We start from the raw sequence: 20306 nt of genomic DNA, 5'->3' as shown, positions 1-20306 counted from the left end.
GCGCCAAGGAAAGGACGTCGGACTCATGCAGAACGTGGTGGAACGTGAACTGGAGATGCAGCTCGTGCTCTCACCGGAACGGAGCATTCCGGTGCCGGCTCGGCTGACCTACCGCACGGACGATCCGTATGCGGTGCACATCACCTTCCACATCGGCTCCGACGCGCCCGTCAACTGGACGTTCGCCCGTGAGCTGATCGTGGAGGGGGTGTTCCGGCCGTGCGGGCACGGCGACGTGCGGATCTGGCCGACGAAGGTCAACGGGCGCAGCGTGCTGTGCATGGCGCTCAGTTCGCCCGACGGCGACGCGCTGCTGGAGGCGCCGTCCTCGCCGGTGGCCGCCTGGCTGGAGCGCACGCTGCGGGTGGTGCCGCCGGGCAGCGAGCACGAACAGCTCGGCATGGACGACGGGTTGAGCCGGCTGCTGGCTCCCGCGGCCGGCGACGAGCTGTGGCTGCGCGACCCGTGGTCGGACTCCGACGACACCCCGGACGCCAGTGCGTGAGCGCGGCGGCGGTCAGAGCACCTTACCCGGGTTGAGCAGCCCGAGCGGGTCGAAGACCGCCTTCACACCGCGCTGCACCTCCAGACCCACCGGGCCCAGTTCGCGGGCGAGCCAGTCCTTCTTCAGCAGTCCCACGCCGTGTTCACCGGTGATGGTGCCGCCGAGGGCCAGACCGAGGGACATGATCTCGTCGAAGGACGCGCGGGCCCGGCGGGTCTGGTCCGGGTCCTGCGCGTCGAAGCAGACGATGGGGTGCGTGTTGCCGTCCCCGGCGTGCGCGCACACCCCGATGGTCAGGTCGAACTTCGCGGCGATCGCGGCCACCCCGTCGAGCAGGGCCGCCAGCCGGGCGCGCGGCACGCACACGTCGTCGATCATCGAGGCGGTGGAGACCCGCTCCAGCGCGGGCAGCGCCAGCCGGCGGGCCTGGAGCAGCATCTCCGACTCGGCGGGGTCCTCGGCCGGCACCACCTCGGTGGCGCCCGCGGCCGTGCACAGCTCGGCGAGCACGGCGAGGTCCGCGGCCGGGTCGTCCGAGTCGTACCCGGCCAGCAGCAGCGCCTCGGTGCTCTCCGGCAGGCCCATCCGCGCCATGGCGTTGACCGCGCGGATGGTGGTGGCGTCCATCAGCTCCAGCAGCGAGGGGGCGTGGCCGGACTCCATGACCGCGCACACCGCGGCGCCGGCCGCCTGGGCGGAGGGGAACTCCGCGACCAGGGTCAACTGGGGGCGCGGGGCGGGCCGGAGCGCGAGGACCGCCTTGACCACGACGCCGAGGGTGCCCTCGGAGCCGACGAAGAGCCGGGTCAGGTCGTAGCCGGCGACGCCCTTGGCGGTACGCCGGCCGGTGCTCAGCAGCCGCCCGTCGGCCAGCACCACGTCCAGGCCGAGGACGTACTCGGCGGTCACCCCGTACTTCACGCAGCACAGGCCGCCCGCGCCGGTGCCGATGTTGCCGCCGATGGTGCACTGCTCCCAGCTGGAGGGGTCCGGCGGGTAGGACAGGCCCTGTTCGGCGACCGCGCGGGAGAGCACCGCGTTGACGACGCCCGGCTCCACCACGGCGATCCGCTCGACCGGGTCGATCTCCAGGATGCGGTCCATCGCGGCCAGCGACAGCACGATGCAGCCGTCCACGGCGTTGGCGCCCCCGGACAGGCCGGTGCGGGCGCCCTGCGGGACGACCGGGACGCGGAACCGGGTGGCCGTCCGCATCACGTGCTGGACCTGTTCCACGGAGGTGGGGCGCACGACGAGGGCCGCGGTGCCCGCGTCCGAGAAGCTCGCCATGTCGTGGGCGTAGGACGCCACGACGTCGGGGTCCGTGACGATCGCCTCCGGCGGGAGGACGGACGACAGCTCGGCTCTCACGTCATCGTGCATGCCGCACAGCGTGTCATATGCCTCCCCCGTTGGGGAGGGGCGTTCTCCCGCCCACCCGCCCGCCCCGCCCCCCGACGGGAGCCGTCAGAGGTTGCCGCGGCGCTCCTGTTCGCGCTCGATCGCTTCGAAGAGGGCCTTGAAGTTGCCCTTGCCGAAGCCCATGGAGCCGTGGCGCTCGATCATCTCGAAGAAAACGGTCGGGCGGTCCTGGACCGGCTTGGTGAAGATCTGCAGGAGGTAGCCGTCCTCGTCGCGGTCGGCGAGCAGCTTGAGTTCGCGCAGCTCGTCGAGGGGCACCCGGGTCTCGCCGACCCACTCCCCGAGGGTGTCGTAGTAGGAGTCGGGGGTGTCGAGGAACTCGACGCCGGCGGCGCGCATCGCGCGGACGGACGCGACGATGTCGTTGGTGGCCAGCGCGATGTGCTGGACGCCCGGCCCGCCGTAGAACTCCAGGTACTCGTCGATCTGGGACTTCTTCTTGCCCGCGGCCGGCTCGTTGAGCGGGAACTTGACCTTGCGGGACCCGTCGGCGACCACCTTGGACATGAGCGCGGAGTACTCGGTGGCGATGTCGTCGCCGATGAACTCCTTCATGTTGGTGAAGCCCATGACGTCGTTGTAGAAGGACACCCACTCGTTCATCCGGCCGAGTTCGACGTTGCCGACGCAGTGGTCGACGGCCTGGAAGAAGCGCCGCGCGGGCGGCTCGACGAGGGGCGCGGCGGCCTCGTAGCCGGGCAGGTAGGGGCCGTCGTAGCCGGTGCGCTCGACGAGGGTGTGCCGGGTCTGCCCGTAGGTCGCGATGGCCGCCAGCACGACGGTGCCGTGGTCGTCCTTCAGCTCGTAGGGCTCGGTAAGGCCGGTGGCGCCGTGCGCGGTGGCGTAGGCGTAGGCGGCGCGGGCGTCGGGGACCTCGATGGCGAGGTCGACCACGCCGTCGCCGTGCGCGGCGACGTGCTCGGCGAGGAATCGGCCGTACTCGGTGTCCGGCTTGATCACCGAGGTGAAGACGAAGCGCGCGCCGCCCGACTCCAGGACGTACGACGCGGTCTCGCGGCTGCCGTTCTCGGGGCCGGCGTACGCCACGCGGCGCATGCCGAACGCGGTGGAGTAGTAGTGCGCCGCCTGCTTCGCGTTGCCCACCGCGAAGACGACGGCGTCCATGCCCTTGACGGGGAAAGCATCCGGGGTCCCAGTGAGTGCAGTCATGGGAAAAGCGTCCCGCCGCCCTTCAGAGTGCGCAATAGTTCCGGTTTTCACTGGACAGTGTGTGCAGCCGAGGCCAGGCTCGTACCGTCAATCTGTGCAGTATGACCATGGAAGGCGGGCGGGGATGGGGATCGACGCGCTGGACGGCCGGTTGATCACACTGCTGGACGAGGAGCCGCGGATCGGCGTGCTGGAGGCGTCGCGGCGGCTGGGGGTGGCGCGCGGCACCGTGCAGGCGCGGCTCGACCGGCTGCGGGCCAATGGAGTGATCCGCGGTTTCGGGCCGCAGGTGGACCCGGCGGCGCTCGGCTACCCGGTGACGGCGTTCGCGACGCTGGAGATCCGGCAGGGCCAAGGCACGGACGTCCGGGCGCACTTGGCGGGGGTGCCGGAGGTGCTGGAGCTGCACACCACGACCGGGGAGGGCGACATGCTCTGCCGGCTGGTGGCCCGGTCGAACGCCGACCTCCAACGGGTGATCGATCGGGTTGTCGGCTTTGATGGCATCGTCCGGGCCGCCACGGCGATCGTCATGGAGAACCCGGTGCCGCTGCGGATCATCCCGCTGGTGGAGCAGGCCGCACAGGACACCTGACGGTCCGTGCGGGACGCGCGGGCCCCCCGGCCGGCGCGGGACGCGAGGCGACGGGAGGAGGGCGGCCGTGAGTTTCTGGCAGTACCTGTCCAACCGGCACCAGCAGTTGCTGTTCGACGCCTACCAGCACGCCAGCGCGGTCTTCCAGTGCATGGTGGTCGCCACCGTGGTCGGCGTGCTGATCGGGGTGCTCACCTACCGCGCCGAGTGGGCCGGCAACCTCTCGATCACCACGACCGCGGTGATCCTCACCATCCCGTCCCTGGCGCTGATCGGCCTGCTCATCCCGATGCTCGGCCTGGGCGTGCCGCCGACGGTCACCTCCCTGGTGCTGTACGGGCTGCTGCCGATCGTGCGCAACGCGATCGTGGGGCTGCGCGGGGTGGACGCGTCGCTGGTGGAGGCCGCCCGCGGTATCGGCATGTCCCGGGCGGCCCGGCTGCTGCGGGTCGAACTGCCGCTGGCCTGGCCGCCGATCCTCACCGGCATCCGGGTGTCCACGCAGATGCTGATGGGCATCGCCGCGATCGCCGCCTACGCCTCCGGGCCGGGCCTGGGCAACGAGATCTTCACCGGGATCGCGTCGCTGGGCAGCGCCAACGCCCTCAACGAGGTCCTAGCCGGCACCCTCGGCATCATCGTGCTGGCGCTGGCCTTCGACGCGGTCTACGTCCTGATCGGCCGGCTGACCATCCCGAGGGGGATTCGTGGCTGAAGCAGCGGACCGGCCCGAAGCGGCGGAGCCCGACACGGACGCGGGCGCGAGCACGGGTGCGCGGGTGGCGGCCGACCGTACGGCGGCCGGCGAGGAGCGCGGCGGCGGCCAGGGGCGGGCCTCGGGCGCCGCGATCGTCCTGGAGGACCTGACGAAGCGCTACCCGGGCAACCCGCGGCCGGCCGTGGAGAGCGTCAGCATGGAGATCGGCGCCGGCGAGACGGTGATCCTGGTCGGGCCGTCGGGGTGCGGCAAGTCCACCACGCTGAAGATGATCAACCGGCTGATCGAGCCGTCGTCCGGGCGCATCCGGATCGGCGACGAGGACGTCACCGGCATCGACCCGGTGAAGCTGCGCCGCAAGGTCGGCTACGCGATCCAGTCCTCCGGGCTCTTCCCGCACATGACGGTCGCCGAGAACATCGGGCTGGTGCCGAAGATGGTCGGGTGGGGCAAGAGCCGGGTCCGGGACCGGGTGGAGGAGATGCTCGACCTGGTCGGCCTGGACCCGCGGGAGTTCCACGGCCGCTATCCGCGGCAGCTGTCCGGCGGGCAGCAGCAGCGGGTCGGCGTGGCCCGGGCGCTGGCCGCCGACCCGCCGGTGCTGCTGATGGACGAGCCGTTCGGCGCGGTGGACCCGATCACCCGCGACCACCTCCAGGACGAGCTGATCCGGCTCCAGCACGAGCTGCACAAGACGATCGTGTTCGTCACCCACGACTTCGACGAGGCGATCAAGCTGGGCGACCGGATCGCGGTGCTGCGCGAGCGCTCGCACATCGCGCAGTTCGACACCCCCGAGGCGATCCTCACCAACCCGGCCGACGAGTTCGTCGCCGGCTTCGTGGGTGCGGGCGCGGCGCTGAAGCGGCTGAACCTGACCCGGGTGCGGGACGTGGAGATCGCCGACTTCGCGGCGGTGACGGTGGACGAGCCGCTCCAGTCGATCTTCGACCGGCTGCGGGCCGGCCAGCACAACGAACTGCTGCTGCTGGACCGCCGGCGGCGGCCGTACAAGTGGCTGCGGCGCGGCGACCTGATGCGGGCGCGGGGCTCGCTGGCCCGCTCCGGCACCCTGGTGACGCACACGGTCACCCGGGACGCGACGCTGCGGGACGCGCTGGAGGCGGTGCTCACCGACAGCGGCGGCCGGGTGGCGGTGACCGGGCGGCGCGGGGAGTTCATCGGCGTGGTGGACATGGAGACGCTGATGAACTCGGTGCACGAGATGCTGGAGGCGGACCGGCTGACCGCGCTGGAGCACCGGCACGAGCTGGAGGAGGTCAAGGCGCGGCAGGAGGGCGGGCCGGGCGCCGGCGAGGACGGGCAGGCGCCGTCATGACCGGGGTCCGGGACGGCGAGCGCGACGGGTACGGCGGCGAGCGCGACGATCGTGGCGAGCGCGGCGGGGCGAGCCGCTGGGACACCGCGGGCCGGGCCACCGGGCTCGCGCCGGAACACGAGGGCGATCCGGCGGCCGACCCGGACGGCCTCGACACGGACCAGGAGGGCGGCGGCCCGGGCAGGGGCGGGCGGGGCGGCCGTCCGGCCCGGAAGGTGACCTGGCAGAAGCTGGTGATCACCCCGGCCGTCCTGGCGGTCGCCCTGGTCGCCACCTACTTGTGGATCACGAACATCCACCTGGACGCGATCGAGCACAACTCCCTGGACAACGGCAATGTGCAGCTGCGGCTGTGGCAGCACATCCGGCTCACCGCGATCTCGACGTTCTGGGTGCTGCTGATCGCGATCCCGCTGGGCATCGCGCTGACCCGGCGCCGGCTGCGGCCGGTGGCACCGGCGTTCACCGCGCTGGCGAACATCGGGCAGGCCACCCCGGCGATCGGGCTGCTGGCGCTGCTGGTGATCTGGCTGGGCATCGGGGCGCGCACGGCGATCATCGGCATCGTCGCGTACGCGGTGCTGCCGGTGCTGTCGAACACGATCGCCGGGCTGCGCGCGATCGACCCGACGATGGTGGAGGCGGCGCGCGGCATCGGGATGTCGGCGCGCGGGGTGCTGACCCGGGTCGAACTGCCGCTGGCGGTCCCGCTGATCCTGGCCGGGGTGCGCACCGCGCTGGTGCTCAACGTCGGCACCGCGACGCTGGCCACGTTCGGGGGCGGCGGGGGGCTGGGCGACCTGATCACCTCGGGCATCGTCAACCAGCGGATGCCGGTGCTGATCCTCGGCTCGATCCTGACGGTGGTGCTGGCGCTGTTCGTGGACTGGCTCGCCTCGATCGCGGAGGCGCTGCTGCGGCCGCGCGGGCTGGGGGCGAAGGCGTGAGGCGGGGCGCGGGGCTGCGGCACGGCGCCCGGCCGCCGCGGGCCGTCGGCCGCCGGCCGACGGGGCGGCGGGCGGTGGCGGCGACGGCCGCGGGGCTGGCGGCGCTCGCGGTGGTCTCCTCCTGCGGGCTGACCAGCGGCAGCCCGCTGGTGGACGATGTGCAGCCGGGCACCCTCGGGCGCGGCAAGCCGCTCAAGGGCGCCTCGCTGACCGTCACCTCCAAGAACTTCAGCGAGAACATCATCCTGGGCGAGATGATCGGCCTGGTCTTCAAGGCGGCCGGCGCCTCGGTGCTGGACCGCACCAACATCACCGGGTCGATCGGCGCCCGCGAGGCGGTCAAGTCCGGCCAGGCGGACGCGATGTACGAGTACACCGGCACCGCCTGGATCACCTACCTCGGGCACACCACGCCGATCGCGAGCCCGCACGCGCAGTGGCAGGCGGTGCGCGACGCGGACCTGAAGAACGGCCTGACCTGGCTGCCGCCGTCCACCCTCGACAACACCTACTCGCTGGCGGTCAGCGCGCGCAACGAGGCGAAGTACCACCTCAGGACGCTCTCCGACGTGGCCGCGCTGGCCCGCAAGGACCCCAAGGCCGTCACGCTCTGCGTGGAGAACGAGTTCGCGTCCCGGCAGGACGGCCTGGTCGGCATGGAGAAGGCGTACGGCATGAGCCTGCCGTCGGGGAACATCCAGAAGATGGACGCCGGAATCATCTACACCCAGATCAACAAGAGCAACTCCTGCCTGCTGGGCGAGGTGTACACCACCGACGGCCGGATCAGGTCGATGAACCTGACCGTCATGAAGGACGACCGGAACTTCTTCCCCAACTACAACGCGGCGCCGGTGATCTACTCCAAGGCGTTCCGCAAGCACCCGGTGATCGCGCGGCTGCTGGACCCGCTCAGCGCGAAGCTCACCACCGCGGTCGCGCAGCAGCTCAACGCGAAGGTGGACGTGGACGGCCAGGACCCGCACGACGTGGCGAAGGACTGGCTGGAGAAGGAGGGCTTCATCAAGGCGGGCTGATCCCCCGCCGGATGGATGCAAAGATTCTTTGCAAAGAAATCTTGCAAAGAATCTTTGCACTCCCCTACCGTGGTGGCGTGCCCAAGAACCCCGCGGACGGCGTCCGCCACCCCGACCAGCCGGGCGAGGTCCGCGTCATGGACCCGCGCGCGCTGCGCGCCCTCGCCCACCCGCTGCGGATGCAGATCATGGCCGCGCTGCGCGAGTACGGCCCCGCCACCGCCTCCGGGCTCGGCGAGCGGCTCGGCGAGTCCAGCGGCGCCACCAGCTACCACCTGCGCCAGCTCGCCGCGCACGGCTTCGTGGCCGACGACCCGGAGCGCGGCACCGGCCGCGAGCGGTGGTGGAAGGCGGTGCACCGCGGCACCCGGTTCGACAGCGCCCAGGAGTTCCTGGGGCACGCCGACCCCGAAGTGCGCGGCGCCATGCGGTCGTTCATGCACCAGATCGCGGTGGAGCACGCCGAGGCCCTCACCACCTGGCTCGGCACCTCCGACGAATGGCCCGAGCCCTGGCGGGAGTCGGGGGACATCAGCAGCTTCACGCTGCGGCTGACCCCCGAACTCGCGGCCGAACTCGGGCGCCGCGTCGAGGAGTTGATCGAGTCCTACCGCGACCGGGTGCCGGAGCCTGCCGAGGGCGAGCACCCGCGCAGCCCGGCCGCCGACGGCTCGGCGAGCGTACGCGTCCACTTCCACGCGTTCCCGCGCCGCGTCGACTGACCTGTCCCGACACCCACACCCGCACTGATCCCATACCGCTCATCGCACTCACGGGGGGACCCGCCATGAGTTCATCAGCCATGCCCGCTTCCGGGCCGGACCCCGCCGGCGGGATATCCGCCGGCCCCAGGGACCGCCGCCCGCTCGCCCTGCTGCTCACCGCCAACGTCGTCTCCGTCGCGGGCAACATGCTCACGCTGGTCGCCGTCCCGTGGTTCGTGCTCGCCACCACCGGCAGCCCGGCCCGCGCGGGGCTGGTCGCCTTCGCCTCCACCGTGCCGGTGGTGCTGGCGGCGCTGCTCGGCGGCCCGCTCATCGACCGGCTCGGCTACACCGTCACCAGCGTCGTCTCCGACACCGTCTGCGCGCTGGCCACGGTCGCCGTCCCCGTCCTGCACGCCACCGGGCACCTCACGTACGGGCTGCTGCTGGTGCTGGTGGCGGTCAGCGGGCTGTTCCACTCCCCCGGCGAGACCGCCCGCGAGGTGCTGATGCCGCGGCTGGCCGCCCGCGCGGGCACCACGGTCGCCCGCGCCTCCAGCGGGTACGAGGGCGCGACGCGCGGGGCGCGGATGCTGGGCGCGCCGCTGGCGGGCGTGCTGATCGCGGGGATCGGCGCGGCGAACGTCCTGCTGCTGGACGCGGGCACCTTCGCGGTCTCCGCGCTGCTGATCGGGCTGGGCGTGCACGAGCGGACCCGCGGCGCGGTGCGCGGCGAGCGGTCCGGGAGCGCGCGGGGCGGGCGAGGCGGGAAGCTGGCGGCGTACCGGGCCGAGCTCGCCGAGGGATACCGCTATCTGCTGCGCGCCCGGCTGCTGTTCGCGGTGGTGGCGATGGTGATGGTGACCAACGCGCTGGACCAGGCGTGGTCGGCGGTGCTGCTGCCGGTGGACGCCCGCGAGCACCTGGGCGGTTCGGTCGGCGTCGGGCTGGTCTCCGGGGTGTTCGCCTGCTCCGCGCTGGCCGGGTCGCTGCTCTTCGGGGTGGTCGGGCACCGCTTCTCGCAACGGGCCCTGTACATCGGCGGGTTCCTGGTCTGCGGCTTCCCGCGGACGGCGGTGGCCGCGCTGCTGCCCGGACTGGCCCCGCTGCTGGTGGTCTGCGCGCTGTGCGGGCTCGGCGCGGGCGTGCTCAACCCGATCATCGGCACCGAGATGGTGCGGCTGATCCCGGAGCGGCTGCGCAGCCGGGTGTTCGGCGCGGTGACCTCGGGCGTACTGGTCGCGGTGCCGCTGGGCGGCCTGCTCGGCGGGTACGTCGTGCAGTACGCGGGCCTGCGCACCGGGATGCTGGCGGTCAGCGCGCTCTACCTGCTGGCCACGCTGAGCCCGCTGGTGCTGCCCGCGTTCCGCGCGTGGGACGCGGCCGGGGCGGAGGCGGCCGCCGAGGCCCAGGAGCAGGTCGGCGCCGAGGTGTAGCGGCTCAGCAGGTGGGGGTCCGGCGGCCCGCGCGCAGGTCGGCCAGCGCGGACAGGGCACCGTCCAGTGTGGTGACGGGGACCAGCTTCAGCCCGCCGGGCAGCGCGGCCTTGGCGTCGCTGCACTCGCCGCGCGGCACGATGAAGACGGTGGCGCCGTCGCGGACCGCGGCTTTCTCCTTCAGCGGGACCCCGCCGACCGCGCCGACCTTGCCGGAGCCGTCGATGGTGCCGGTGCCCGCGATCACCTTGCCGCCGGTCAGGTCGCCGCCGTGGCCGTCGCCCTCGACCTTGTCGATGATGCCCAGGGTGAAGAGCAGGCCCGCGCTCGGGCCGCCGACGTCCGCCAGCCGCAGGGTGACCTTCACCTTCGACGGCGACAGGCCCAAGTGCTTCAGGGCCGCGGTGGTGGCGTCCTGCTGCGAGTCGGTCATCTCCTTCTGGTTCGCCTTCTGGATCTCCTCGACGGAGCCTCCGGTCGGGTAGACCGAGTCGCGGGGCATCACCGCCTTGCCGGAGCTGAACCACGCCTTCGCGACGTCCGAGAAGTGCACCGAGGCGTTCGGGGCCGTCGCCGCGACGGTCACCAGCCGGAGCTGGCCGCTGGTGGTGCGGGTCTGCGCGCCGGTCACCGTGATCACCGGGGTGCCCTTGTCCGCGCCCAGGACGTTCGCGGTCAACCCGGGCACCACGATCGACATCGGGAGCGGCGCGAACGCGGCGACGGCCAGCAGGGCGACCACGAACGCGCCGCACAGGCCGAGGATCAGGGTGCGGCGGGAAACGGCAGGCATGCCGCGAAGCTTATCGGGTGGGCGGGACCCTCCCGGGTGCCCCCGTCCTGCCCGTTCCGGGACCTTGCGGTCCGCGGTGGCTGGTCGCGCAGTTCCCCGCGCCCCTGGATTACGCTCGGCTCTTGCCGCGAAAAGAAGCTCGCGCCCGAAGGGGCGCGGGGAACTGCGCGCGCAACAGGCCACCGGCCGATAGCCGGGCAGCAGTCCGCAACCCCAACGGCGCGGAGCCGAAGGGGCGCGGGGAACTGCGCGACAAGCCCACCACCGGCGGGTGGTCCCGGAACCGGCGGAACGCACCACCCCGGAGGGTCAGCGGAGGGCTTCGGAGACCTCGATGGCGGCCTCGACCACGCGGTGGCCGACGCGCTCCGGGACGGAATCGGCGAGCATGACGACGCCGACGCTGCCTTCGATGCCGGGGACGCCGAGGAGGGGTGCGGCGGCGCCGGCGGCGCCGGCCTCGAGTTCACCGGAGGTGATGACGCAGCGGGCCTGGCCGACGGCGCCGCCGGCGCCGATGACGCGGTCGGTGCCGTCGAAGCCGTGCTCGGCGAGCCCGGCGGAACGCGCGGCGAACCCGGCGAGTTCCTCGCTCTCGACCCGCTCCCAGCCCACGCCGTCGGCGGTCGGCTGCATGCCGCGCCCGGCGAGGATCGCGCGCCCGGCGGCGCCGCGGTCGAGCGGGTGCCGGAAGCCGGTGCGGTAGGCGACGTGGTAGTCGGTCCAGGTCGGCTCGACCACGGCGACGGCCAGCGCCTCGGTGCCGTCGACGAGGGTCAGGTGGGCCGTCGCGCCGATGTCCTCGGCCAGGGCGCGCAGCGCGGGCAGCGCCGCCTCCCGCAGCAGCGGGTGCACCTGGTGCGCCAGGCCCAGCACGCCGAGCCCCACCCTGGCCCGTCCCCCGAGGTCCCGGCGGACCAGCGAGTGCTGCTCCAGCGTGGCCAGCAGGCGGTAGACCACCGTGCGGTTCACCCCGAGCTTGGCCGCCAGCTCCGTCACGGTCAGCCCGTGGTCGGTGTCGGCGAGCAGCTTGAGGACCCGTAGGCCCCGGTCGAGCGTTTGAGACGTCTCCGCGGTCACGACGCCCCCTCCTCGTGAAATCGGCGGCGCATCCCACTGCCCCAGCTGCGGGGTGCGCACTGCCGGTCCCGGGGCAGTGCGCGGAGAGGCCGCCGGTCGGTTTCGTTACCCGGCTGCGCTCCGCGGCTGCACTGCCACGGCGCGTGCGTGACCGGCACCGTAGCGAGGGAGTACCGCTCAGCGGAAGGGGTCGTCCACAATCCGGGCGTTCCCTTGACCGGACTTTGAGGTTCGACGCGGGGCCGATCACCTACAATCCGGCGGAGATCACCGCATTCGGGTCGCCCACTCCTGGACCTTCTTGATGCGCTCGGCCAGCTGCCCGGCGCTCGCCTCCGCGCTGGGCGGGCCGCCGCAGACCCGGCGCAGCTCGTTGTGGACGACGCCGTGCGGTTTGCCGCTCTGGTGGTGGTATGCGGCGACCAGCGTGTTGAGCTGTTTGCGCAGTTCGAGCAGCTGGCGGTGGGTGACGATCGGCCGCCGCTCGGCGGGCAGTTCGAGCAGGTCGGCCTCTTCGTCCGGTTTCTTCCTGCTGTGCGAGATCTGCCGGGCCTGCCGCCGCTGGAGCAGTATCTGCACCTGGTCCGGCTCCAGCAGCCCGGGGATGCCGAGGTAGTCCTGCTCCTCCTCGCTGCCCGGGTGGGCCTGCATGCCGAACTCGGCGCCGTCGTAGAGCACCCGGTCGAAGACCGCGTCGGACTCCAGCGCCTCGAACGGCAGCATGTCGTCGTCGGTGGCCTCGTCCTCGGCCCGCTCGGCCTCGGCGAGCAGCTTGTCCTCCTCGGCGAACGGGTCCTCCTCGCCCGCCTTCTTCGGCTTGTCGAGCACGTGGTCGCGCTCGACCTCCATCTCGTTCGCGAACTCCAGCAGCATCGGGATGGTCGGCACGAACACCGACGCGGTCTCGCCGCGCCGCCGGGACCGCACGAAGCGCCCCACCGCCTGCGCGAAGAACAGCGGGGTGGAGATGGTGGTGGCGTAGACGCCGACCGCCAGGCGCGGCACGTCGACGCCCTCGGAGACCATCCGGACCGCGACCATCCAGCGGTCGTCGGACGCGGAGAACTCCTCGATCCGCTTGGAGGCGCCGGTGTCGTCGGAGAGCACCAGCGTCGGCTTGTGTCCGGTCAGCTCCTTGAGGAGCTTGGCGTAGGCGCGGGCGGAGTCCTGGTCGGTGGCGATCACCAGGCCGCCCGCGTCCGGGATGCCCTTGCGGACCTCGGTCAGCCGCTGGTCGGCGCTCTTGAGCACGTTGGGAATCCACTCGCCGGTGGGCGCGAGCGCGGTGCGCCACGCCTGGGCGGTGGCGTCCTTGGTCATCGGCTCGCCCAGCCGCGCGGACAGCTCGTCGCCGGCCCGGGTGCGCCAGCGCATGGTGCCGGAGTAGCTGAGGAAGATCACCGGGCGGACCACGCCGTCGGCGAGCGCGCTGCCGTATCCGTACGTGTAGTCGGCGGCGGAGCGGCGGATGCCGTCGTTGCCCTCCTCGTAGACCACGAACGGGATCGGGTTGGTGTCGGAGCGGAACGGGGTGCCGGTCAGCGCGAGCCGGCGGGTGGCCGGCTCGAACGCCTCCAGGCACGCCTCGCCCCAGGACTTGCTGTCGCCGGCGTGGTGGATCTCGTCGAGGATCACCAGGGTCTTGCGCTGCTCGCAGCGGTTGCGGTGCAGCATCGGCCGCACCCCGACACCCGCGTACGTCACCGCGACGCCGTGGAACTCGCGGCCGACCGGGCCCGCGCTGTAGTCCGGGTCGAGCTTGATCCCTATCCGCGCCGCGGCGTCCGCCCACTGCGTCTTGAGGTGCTCGGTCGGGGCGACCACGGTGATCTGCTGCACCATGTGGTTGTGCAGCAGGTAGGACGCCAGGCTGAGCGCGAACGTGGTCTTGCCGGCGCCCGGCGTCGCCACCGCGAGGAAGTCCCGCGGCTGCGCGGCCACGTAGGCGTCGATGGCGCCCTGCTGCCAGGCCCGCAGCTTGTTCGCCGTGCCCCAGGGGGCCCTCCCGGGGAAGGCGGGCGACAGGTGGTGGGAGTGGGGGTGCGAGGCGGCGGTAGTCACGGTCTCCGTAAGGGGGTTGTCGGCGCGGCGGGCGCGCGCGGTGCGGTTCGGTACGAAAACCGCCTCAGCCTACCGGGCGGTGCGGCGGGTGCCGGGCGGCGGCGCGGGTGTGCCGCGGCGGTGCGACCCACCTCACAATGAGGCGCCGGGGTCGCGCGCGGGGCGTACCCGGTGCGGCAGACTGCGTAGCCGACGAGGGGCGGTGGCCGAGAAGGGGGCGGGATGGGAGCGGGGGGCGGGATGGGAACCGGTGGGGGCGGGACGGACGGCGGGGAAGGGCCCCGGGCCGGACGCGGTGGACGCGGGGCGCGGGGGTGGGCCGGGCGGTGGTCCGGGCGCCGGGTGTGGCGCGGGGGGCGGCGGCGGAACGTCGCGGTGGCGGCGGTGCTGCTGCTCGTGCTGGTCGCGGTGGTGGCCGTGGTGAAGTACCGGGAGCGGGACAAGGGCAGCCCGTACGTGCCGCCGCGCACCGGGCAGGCGTCGATCCTGCTCACCCCGGACCAGGCCGGCTCCGGGCTCGACCTCAACACGATCCGCGCCGACGACGGCATGGCCTTCGCGCCCGACGGCTCCCTGTACCTGCTGCGCACCGACCTGTTCAAGGTCTCGCCCGACCGCGTCGTCACCCGGGTCTGGCGGGCCGGCGGCTACACCACCGGCGGTCTGACGGTGCTGGCCGACGGCGCCGTGGCGGTCGGCGTCCGCGGCGGCCTGCTGCGGATCGACGCCCACGGCAAGGCATCCGTGCTGGCGGGCAGCCCGGCCCCGGCACCGGGCAGCGGTACGGCCGCGGGCGACGGCTCGGGGGACGGCTCGGGGGACGGCAGTTCGGGCAGCGGATCGGGCAGCGGCTCAGGAGACGGCTCGGCGGGCGGCTCGACCGCCACCGGCGCCACCACCGGCTTCACGGGCGTGGCCCGGCCGCTGGGCACCCGCTCCGACGGCGCCCTCGTCGTCCAGGACGACAGCGCGGTCTGGACCGTCGCGAACGGCGCGGCCGCCAAGGTGCGGGACACCCCGGGGGGCGCGTCCTCCCTCGACGACGGTACCGACACCAGGGCCGTACGCCCCACCGCCGATGCCGACGGCGACGCGTACTTCGTGCCGGGCGCCGACCCCGCTCCCGGCCTGGCCCACCGCATCACCCGGGTCACCCCGGCGGGCAGGCAGACGCAGGTCGCCGTCCCGGCCACGATCCCGGGCCTGCCCGGCGGCCCGGACCGGCTCACCGTGCGGTCGCTGGCGGGCGACGGCGCCGACGGGGTCTACGTCGACGCGGTCGCGGACGCCGCCGGCACGAGCACCTCCACCGGCGCCCCCACCCCCACCGGCACCGCCACCGCCGGCCTGGACGACTACGTCCTGCACCTGTACGGCGGCAAGGCCAGCGTCGTCGCCCACAGCCGCACCGCCGCGCACGTCCTCGACTGCACCCTCCAGCACGCGGTGAGCGCCCTCCAACTGCCCTGCGCACTGCCCGCCGGCATGGCCTACCGCGACGGCCGGCTCGCCCTGGACGGCATGGTGCACTACACCCTCGAAGTCACCGTCACCTGACGCGCGTCCGCCCGAGCCGTACGCAGCCGCGCCGCGACCAGCATGCCCACCAGCGCCACGCCCGCGGCCGGCACGAACACCGCGGCGAACGCGGCCGGGTGGCCGGTGGCCGCGCCCGCCGCCACGGCGCCGGTGGCCGCACCGACCGAGCCGCCGCCCAGCGCGGTGAAGACGGTGCCGGCGGCGCCGACCATCAGGACGTTCGCCAGGGCGTCGGCGACCTGGAGGGCCGCGGAGTTGGCGCCGGCCTCCGCGGGCGGGGACAGCCGCAGCAGCAGCACGCTCAGGACCGAGATGGTCAGTCCCATGCCGAGACCGCCCCAGCACCACGCCACGGCCACGATCCACGGCGGCACCGCGTGCAGCAGCGCGCACGACGCCGTGCCGATCGCGGCCGCGGTGAGCGCCATCCCGGCCTGCGCCAGCCGCTCCCGGTGCGGTTCGAGCCGCGGCCTGGACTGGAGGAAGGAGCCCAGCGCCCAGGTCAGGCCGCCCCCGGCGAGCGACAGCCCGGCCAGGGTCGGCGACAGCGCGCGCTGGGTGACGAGCATCAGCGGGACGAAGCTCTCCGCCGCGAAGAAGGAGCCCGCCGCGATGCCGCGCATCAGCACCACCGTCGGCAGGCCGCGGACCGCCCGGAACGTGCCGCGCGGCAGCAGCCGCAGCGCGGCCGGCACCAGCAGGGCGAGACCGGCCGCGGCCGGGAGCGCGGACAGCGGCCGCAGGTCCTGCCCGGCGTACTGGAGCAGCGCGGCACCGGCCGCGAGCGCCCCCGCCCACCCGATCCGGCGGGCGTCAGGCCGGGTGGCGGGCCGCTCGTGCGGGTCGCGCCGGGCGGCCCGGCGCAGCGCCGGCAGCATCACCGCCAGCGGCAGCACCACCAGCACCGGGATCGCCAGGAAGACCCAGCGCCAGCCGAGGTGCTGGGTGACCGTGCCGGACACCAGCGGCCCCACGATCGAGGGCACCACCCAGGACGCGGAGAACGCGGCCATCACCGCGGGCCGCAGCCGCTCGGGGTAGGCGCGGCCCACCACCACGTACAGCGCCACGATCACCAGGCCGCCGCCGAGCCCCTGCACCGCGCGGCCCAGCACGAACACGTCCATCGCGCGGGCGGTGCCGCTGACCACCAGGCCCGCGCCGAAACCGGCGATGCCGCAGCTCAGCGGCGCCAGCGGCCCGCTGCGGTCGCACCACTGCCCGCTGACGACCATGGCGAGCAGCGAGGTGGTGAAGTAGCCGGAGAACGCGAAGGCGTACAGCCCGACGCCGTGCAGGTCCCGGGCGGCGACCGGCATCGCGGTGCTCACGGCGGTCGCCTCGAAGGCGATCATCAGCACCACGGAGACGATGCCGAAGGTCAGCGCCCGGTACTGCCTCGACAGCACCCCGCCGACGTCCTCACCGAGGTCCTCACCGAGGTCACTGCCGACGTCCGCGCCGACGTGCCCGCCGATGTCACCGCCGCCCCGCGGTGCCTCCTTTTCCGCCTGCTCCTGCCACCTCGCCGGCCGCGGTACCGCCGGGCCGGCAGCCCGCCGTCCGCGGCGGGTACCCGGGTTCGGTCTCGTCGGTGCCATCCGGCCAGGGTAAGGGCCGCCGCGGCCCCTGCTCCCCTACCGGTACCGGCCGATCCCCTCGCCCGGCGGGCGCGGGGCGGCGTGAACGGCGTATGGCAGTCGTGTTGCGGGGCGGGGCGGGGCGTTGACCGGGGCGGGGGCGGGGCGGGATCGTCGTACGTGCAAGGACACGCGGCCGCGTGCCCGAGTGGTCAGGGACTCGTCTGCAAAGCGAGCTACACCGGTTCGAATCCGGTCGCGGCCTCCAGTGGAACGGCCGCCGGCCCGGCACCCTTTTCAGGAAGGGGCCGGGCCGGCGGCCGTTCGGTCACCTGAGCTTGACCACCGCCACGATCACCGCGACCAGCACGACCAGGGCCGCGATCGCCGCCGTGATCTTCGCGGCGCTGTACGGGCGGTCGCCGATCACCTCGCCGGTGCGGGCGTTCACCATGACCTGCCAGCTCCTGCCGGCGTGCAGGTAGGTCAGGAACCACACCGGCAGCAGCATCAGCTTGTACGTCACGTCGTCGTAGCGCGTGTCGACGGAGGTGACGCGCTGCTCGTCGCCGCCGATGTCGGCGCGGCAGTCCGCCTCGATCGTGGTGGCCATCCGCTGCTTGGCCGTCTCCAGGCCCTGTTCGGGCTCGACGTCGTAGCGGACGGTCTGGAAGCCGGCCAGGTACTCCGGCTGGAAGGGGCGCGCCTCCTGAAGCGGCCACGGGGTCAGCTTGTCGAGCTGCGCGGTCTTCACGTGGGTGGTGCCGGCCACCAGGATGTCGTCGAAGGCGCGGGCTACGGTGCCGGAGGCGTGGTGCCAGCGGGTGTGCCGGACCTGGCGGGTGCGGGTGACCTGCTGTCCGTTCTCCGTGGCCGTGTAGGTCTCGGTGGTGTAGTAGTGCTCGCCGCGCTGGCCCTGGTAGTGCGAGGTGGTCGCGGCGTCGTAGGTCCAGTGCGGCAGGTAGCTGCCCTTGAACGTCTCCGCCTCGGTGACCTTCTTCAGGCTGCTCGGCGCGAACCAGCGGGAGGACGTCCAGGAGTTGAGCCGGTCCCGGGCGGCGCCGCGGTCCAGGCCGAACGGGACGACCGCCTCCGGCACCACCCGCTCGGTCTGCTCGGCGTCGGCGACCAGCGGGGTGGCGCAGAACTGGCAGCGCGCCGACAGGTCGTCGGTCTCGGTACGGGCGCCGCAGCCCGGGCAGACGAACGCGCGGGCCTCGCCCAGGACGAGGGCGCGCGGCTTGTCGCGCAGGGTCGCGAGTTCCTCGATGGGGTGCTCGCGGACCTGGCGGGGCACCTCGGCGAGGGCGCGCTCGTGGCCGCAGTAGGGGCACTTGAGGGTGCCTGCGCCCGGTGAGAACTCGACGGTCGCGCCGCAGGCGTCGCAGGGGTACGACTGCACGCCGACGGCCGGCTGGGTTTGTGCCTGGGCTTCCGTGGAACCGGCGGCGGGCCCGTAGCCCTCCGGGCCCCGCTCCTGCGTGGTCATGGCTGTGCTCTCCCCACCGTTGGTGTGCTTGTCCGTGCGGGACGCCGGCCCGGCGCCGGGGTGTGCGTGCGTGCGGAGTGTGCGCTGCGCGCGGTACGGGCGGCGCGGGCGGTGCGGGAGCGGGGTGCGCAGCGCCCGTACCGCCCGTACCGCCTCAGGTCACCCCTGCGGCGGCAGCGGCGGCGGCACCGCGCCGAACAGCCCGCCGACCTCCGGGACCTGAGCGGCCGGCAGCCACCCGGCCATACCGTCCTTCCAGACCAGCGTCTCGCGGGTGAGGGTGCCCGCGCCGACCAGCCCGGACAGCGCGGCCGCGTCGTAGGGGCCCTGCTGGGTGCCGCCGACGCCGACGAACCACTGGGCCGGCTGGGGCAGCGGCGGCGGGGTGGCCGCGGCGGGCGCGGGGGCCGGGGCGGCGGCCGCGGGGGCCTGCGGGACCGGCTGGCCCTGCGGCGCGAGCCCTGCCGCGATCCGCTGGCCCATCGCCAGGCCGACGCCCAGGCCGACGCCCTCGCCTCCGCCGCCCGGGTTGCGGGCCGCGTCCCCGATCGCGTTCGCCGCCTGGAACTGCGTGTACTGGTCGAGGTTGCCCGCGATGCCCATCCGCGACCGGGTGTCGATGGCCTCCTCGACCTCCGGCGGCAGCGAGATGTTCTCGATCACGAACTTCGGCACCGAGATGCCGACCGGCGCCAGCTCCTGCGTGAGCACACCGGCCAGCCGGGTGCCGATCGCGTCCTGCTGCGTGGCCAGGTCCAGCATCGGCACACCCGAGGTGGCCAGTGCGGTGGACAGCCGGCCGACGATGAGCTGGCGCAGGTACTCCTGCACCTCCTCGGTGCGGAACTGCGGGTCGGTGCCGGCCAGTTCGCGCAGCAGCGCGGCCGCGTCCACCACCTTCGCGGCGAACGAGCCGAAGGCCCGCAGCCGTACCATCCCGAACTCGGCGTCCCGCACGATCACCGGGTTCGCCGTGCCCCACTTCATGTCGGTGAACTGGCGGGTCGTGACGAAGTAGACCTCGGCCTTGAACGGCGAATCGAAGCCGTACTTCCAGCCCTTGAGCGTGGACAGGATCGGCATGTTCTGAGTGTGGAGGGTGTAGGTGCCCGGCGTGAACACGTCGGCGATCTGGCCCTCGTTGACGAACACGGCCGTCTGGGACTCACGCACGATGAGCTTCGCGCCCATCTTGATCTCGTTGTCGTGCCGCGGGAAGCGCCACACGATGGTGTCCCGGCTGTCGTCGGTCCACTCCACGATGTCGATGAACTCGCCGCGGATCGCGTCGAACAGTCCCACGCCCATCCCCCATTCCGCGCTGCACGCGCGACTTGCCCCAATTGCCGTCTGTTACCGCCCAAAAGCCCGGGCACGCCCGAACCCCGGCACTCTAGCAACCGCCCACCCCCGCCACCCCCATGACGCCCGCCCCCTTCCCCCCGGTTCCCGCCGAATCCGCGCCGGGCCCGCGGCCCGGCACCTACGGTGGAACGTCCAGGACCACGGGGCCGCTCACCCGGCCACCGTCCGCAGGGGGGATACACCGACATGTCCGTTACCGCCGCGCCGACCGGCCCCGCACGCCCCGGGCGACGGTGCCCACGGTGTGTACGCCCTGGTGTCCGCGTCCGACCGCAGCTACGTCCTCCACCTGCACGACGGCACCGCCCAACTCGTCGCCCGCGCCGCCACGGACGCGACCTCCGGCACCTGCCACCTCCCCCACCCCGTCCGCGCCACCGCCCTCCCTTGCGCCCTGCCCACCACCATGGCCGCCTCGCCGTCCGGCCTCACCCTCGCCGGCCACGCCGGCTACGTCCTGCGCGTCGCCCTGCCCTGACGCCCGCGGGGATTGGCCCGGGGAACGGGGGGTGGAGTGGACCAAGGG

18 protein-coding genes and 1 tRNA gene are annotated in these 20306 nt (G+C 73.5%); 11 read left to right on the top strand and 8 right to left on the bottom strand.

Annotated elements, in window-relative coordinates:
- Nucleotides 1-25: 25 nt before the first annotated feature.
- Nucleotides 26-505 (top strand): SsgA family sporulation/cell division regulator, encoded by a 480-nt coding sequence (locus WA788_RS15740; protein WP_335977756.1) that lies wholly within the window; start codon nucleotides 26-28, stop codon nucleotides 503-505.
- Between the two features lie 12 nt (nucleotides 506-517).
- Here the strand turns inward: WA788_RS15740 and WA788_RS15735 are convergent, their stop codons facing one another.
- Entirely contained in the window at nucleotides 518-1888 is a 1371-nt protein-coding gene (locus tag WA788_RS15735; RefSeq protein WP_335977754.1) for an FAD-binding oxidoreductase, read from the bottom strand.
- 84 nt (nucleotides 1889-1972) lie between these two features.
- Nucleotides 1973-3097 carry a 4-hydroxyphenylpyruvate dioxygenase gene (gene hppD, locus WA788_RS15730; RefSeq protein WP_335977751.1) on the bottom strand — a complete coding sequence of 375 codons (1125 nt, stop codon included), beginning with the start codon at nucleotides 3095-3097 and terminating at the stop codon, nucleotides 1973-1975.
- Between the two features lie 124 nt (nucleotides 3098-3221).
- Here hppD and WA788_RS15725 point away from each other — a divergent pair, with 124 nt between their 5' ends.
- The 7 genes from WA788_RS15725 to WA788_RS15695 all read left to right on the top strand — a co-directional run bounded on the left by WA788_RS15725 (nucleotide 3222) and on the right by WA788_RS15695 (nucleotide 9873).
- A complete protein-coding gene (locus WA788_RS15725) occupies nucleotides 3222-3692 on the top strand; it encodes an Lrp/AsnC family transcriptional regulator (RefSeq protein ID WP_335977750.1) in 471 nt (156 codons plus the stop codon).
- Nucleotides 3693-3759: 67 nt separating this feature from the next.
- A complete protein-coding gene (locus WA788_RS15720; protein ID WP_335977748.1) occupies nucleotides 3760-4407 on the top strand; it encodes an ABC transporter permease in 648 nt (215 codons plus the stop codon).
- Between the two features lie 64 nt (nucleotides 4408-4471).
- Nucleotides 4472-5749: a betaine/proline/choline family ABC transporter ATP-binding protein gene (locus WA788_RS15715; protein WP_335978070.1), complete on the top strand. Its 1278-nt coding sequence runs from the start codon at nucleotides 4472-4474 to the stop codon at nucleotides 5747-5749.
- Nucleotides 5746-6696, top strand: a complete 951-nt coding sequence (locus WA788_RS15710) for an ABC transporter permease (protein ID WP_335977746.1) — start codon at nucleotides 5746-5748, stop codon at nucleotides 6694-6696. The genes WA788_RS15715 and WA788_RS15710 overlap by 4 nt, the downstream gene beginning before the upstream one ends.
- 74 nt (nucleotides 6697-6770) lie before the next feature.
- Complete coding sequence (locus WA788_RS15705) at nucleotides 6771-7733, top strand: glycine betaine ABC transporter substrate-binding protein (protein WP_335978068.1); 963 nt, start codon at nucleotides 6771-6773, stop codon at nucleotides 7731-7733.
- A gap of 137 nt (nucleotides 7734-7870) precedes the next feature.
- Nucleotides 7871-8455, top strand: a complete 585-nt coding sequence (locus tag WA788_RS15700; protein WP_335978066.1) for an ArsR/SmtB family transcription factor — start codon at nucleotides 7871-7873, stop codon at nucleotides 8453-8455.
- A 65-nt stretch (nucleotides 8456-8520) separates the two neighbouring features.
- The gene (locus WA788_RS15695) at nucleotides 8521-9873 is read left to right on the top strand and encodes an MFS transporter (protein WP_335977743.1); all 1353 of its coding nucleotides are present in this window, start codon (nucleotides 8521-8523) and stop codon (nucleotides 9871-9873) included.
- Between the two features lie 4 nt (nucleotides 9874-9877).
- Here WA788_RS15695 and WA788_RS15690 read toward each other — a convergent pair whose 3' ends face one another.
- From WA788_RS15690 to WA788_RS15680, 3 genes are all read right to left on the bottom strand, one after another.
- Nucleotides 9878-10666 carry a hypothetical protein gene (locus WA788_RS15690; RefSeq protein WP_335977740.1) on the bottom strand — a complete coding sequence of 263 codons (789 nt, stop codon included), beginning with the start codon at nucleotides 10664-10666 and terminating at the stop codon, nucleotides 9878-9880.
- Nucleotides 10667-10975: 309 nt separating this feature from the next.
- Complete coding sequence (locus WA788_RS15685; RefSeq protein WP_335977739.1) at nucleotides 10976-11746, bottom strand: IclR family transcriptional regulator; 771 nt, start codon at nucleotides 11744-11746, stop codon at nucleotides 10976-10978.
- Nucleotides 11747-12013: 267 nt separating this feature from the next.
- Nucleotides 12014-13807: a DEAD/DEAH box helicase gene (locus tag WA788_RS15680; protein WP_335977736.1), complete on the bottom strand. Its 1794-nt coding sequence runs from the start codon at nucleotides 13805-13807 to the stop codon at nucleotides 12014-12016.
- A 375-nt stretch (nucleotides 13808-14182) separates the two neighbouring features.
- Between WA788_RS15680 and WA788_RS15675 the strand changes: the two genes are divergently transcribed.
- Complete coding sequence (locus WA788_RS15675) at nucleotides 14183-15364, top strand: hypothetical protein (protein WP_335977734.1); 1182 nt, start codon at nucleotides 14183-14185, stop codon at nucleotides 15362-15364.
- Here the strand turns inward: WA788_RS15675 and WA788_RS15670 are convergent.
- Complete coding sequence (locus tag WA788_RS15670; protein ID WP_335977731.1) at nucleotides 15337-16947, bottom strand: MFS transporter; 1611 nt, start codon at nucleotides 16945-16947, stop codon at nucleotides 15337-15339. The genes WA788_RS15675 and WA788_RS15670 overlap by 28 nt on opposite strands.
- 173 nt (nucleotides 16948-17120) lie before the next feature.
- Between WA788_RS15670 and WA788_RS15665 the strand changes: the two genes are divergently transcribed.
- Nucleotides 17121-17194 (top strand) — tRNA-Cys (locus tag WA788_RS15665).
- 60 nt (nucleotides 17195-17254) lie between these two features.
- Here WA788_RS15665 and WA788_RS15660 read toward each other — a convergent pair.
- Nucleotides 17255-18415, bottom strand: a complete 1161-nt coding sequence (locus WA788_RS15660; RefSeq protein ID WP_335977729.1) for a hypothetical protein — start codon at nucleotides 18413-18415, stop codon at nucleotides 17255-17257.
- A gap of 159 nt (nucleotides 18416-18574) precedes the next feature.
- Complete coding sequence (locus WA788_RS15655; protein WP_335977727.1) at nucleotides 18575-19723, bottom strand: SPFH domain-containing protein; 1149 nt, start codon at nucleotides 19721-19723, stop codon at nucleotides 18575-18577.
- Nucleotides 19724-20024: 301 nt separating this feature from the next.
- Here WA788_RS15655 and WA788_RS15650 point away from each other — a divergent pair, with 301 nt between their 5' ends.
- The gene (locus WA788_RS15650; protein WP_335977725.1) at nucleotides 20025-20258 is read left to right on the top strand and encodes a hypothetical protein; all 234 of its coding nucleotides are present in this window, start codon (nucleotides 20025-20027) and stop codon (nucleotides 20256-20258) included.
- Nucleotides 20259-20306: the final 48 nt, after the last annotated feature.

Source organism: Streptomyces sp. CA2R106 (genome assembly GCF_037034245.1).
In the GTDB taxonomy this organism is placed as follows: Bacteria; Actinomycetota; Actinomycetes; order Streptomycetales; family Streptomycetaceae; genus Actinacidiphila.
Note: the sequence above shows the minus strand (reverse complement) of the source record. Positions and strands in the feature narration are given on the sequence as shown.

Coding starts and splice junctions, on each gene's coding strand:
- WA788_RS15690 (WP_335977740.1), bottom strand. CDS start 10,666: ATGCCTGCCGTTTCCCGCCGCACCCTGATCCTCGGCCTGTGCGGCGCG.
- WA788_RS15710 (WP_335977746.1), top strand. CDS start 5,746: ATGACCGGGGTCCGGGACGGCGAGCGCGACGGGTACGGCGGCGAGCGC.
- WA788_RS15725 (WP_335977750.1), top strand. CDS start 3,222: ATGGGGATCGACGCGCTGGACGGCCGGTTGATCACACTGCTGGACGAG.
- WA788_RS15700 (WP_335978066.1), top strand. CDS start 7,871: ATGGACCCGCGCGCGCTGCGCGCCCTCGCCCACCCGCTGCGGATGCAG.
- WA788_RS15660 (WP_335977729.1), bottom strand. CDS start 18,415: ATGACCACGCAGGAGCGGGGCCCGGAGGGCTACGGGCCCGCCGCCGGT.
- WA788_RS15670 (WP_335977731.1), bottom strand. CDS start 16,947: ATGGCACCGACGAGACCGAACCCGGGTACCCGCCGCGGACGGCGGGCT.
- WA788_RS15740 (WP_335977756.1), top strand. CDS start 26: ATGCAGAACGTGGTGGAACGTGAACTGGAGATGCAGCTCGTGCTCTCA.
- WA788_RS15735 (WP_335977754.1), bottom strand. CDS start 1,888: ATGCACGATGACGTGAGAGCCGAGCTGTCGTCCGTCCTCCCGCCGGAG.
- WA788_RS15695 (WP_335977743.1), top strand. CDS start 8,521: ATGAGTTCATCAGCCATGCCCGCTTCCGGGCCGGACCCCGCCGGCGGG.
- hppD (WP_335977751.1), bottom strand. CDS start 3,097: ATGACTGCACTCACTGGGACCCCGGATGCTTTCCCCGTCAAGGGCATG.
- WA788_RS15655 (WP_335977727.1), bottom strand. CDS start 19,723: ATGGGCGTGGGACTGTTCGACGCGATCCGCGGCGAGTTCATCGACATC.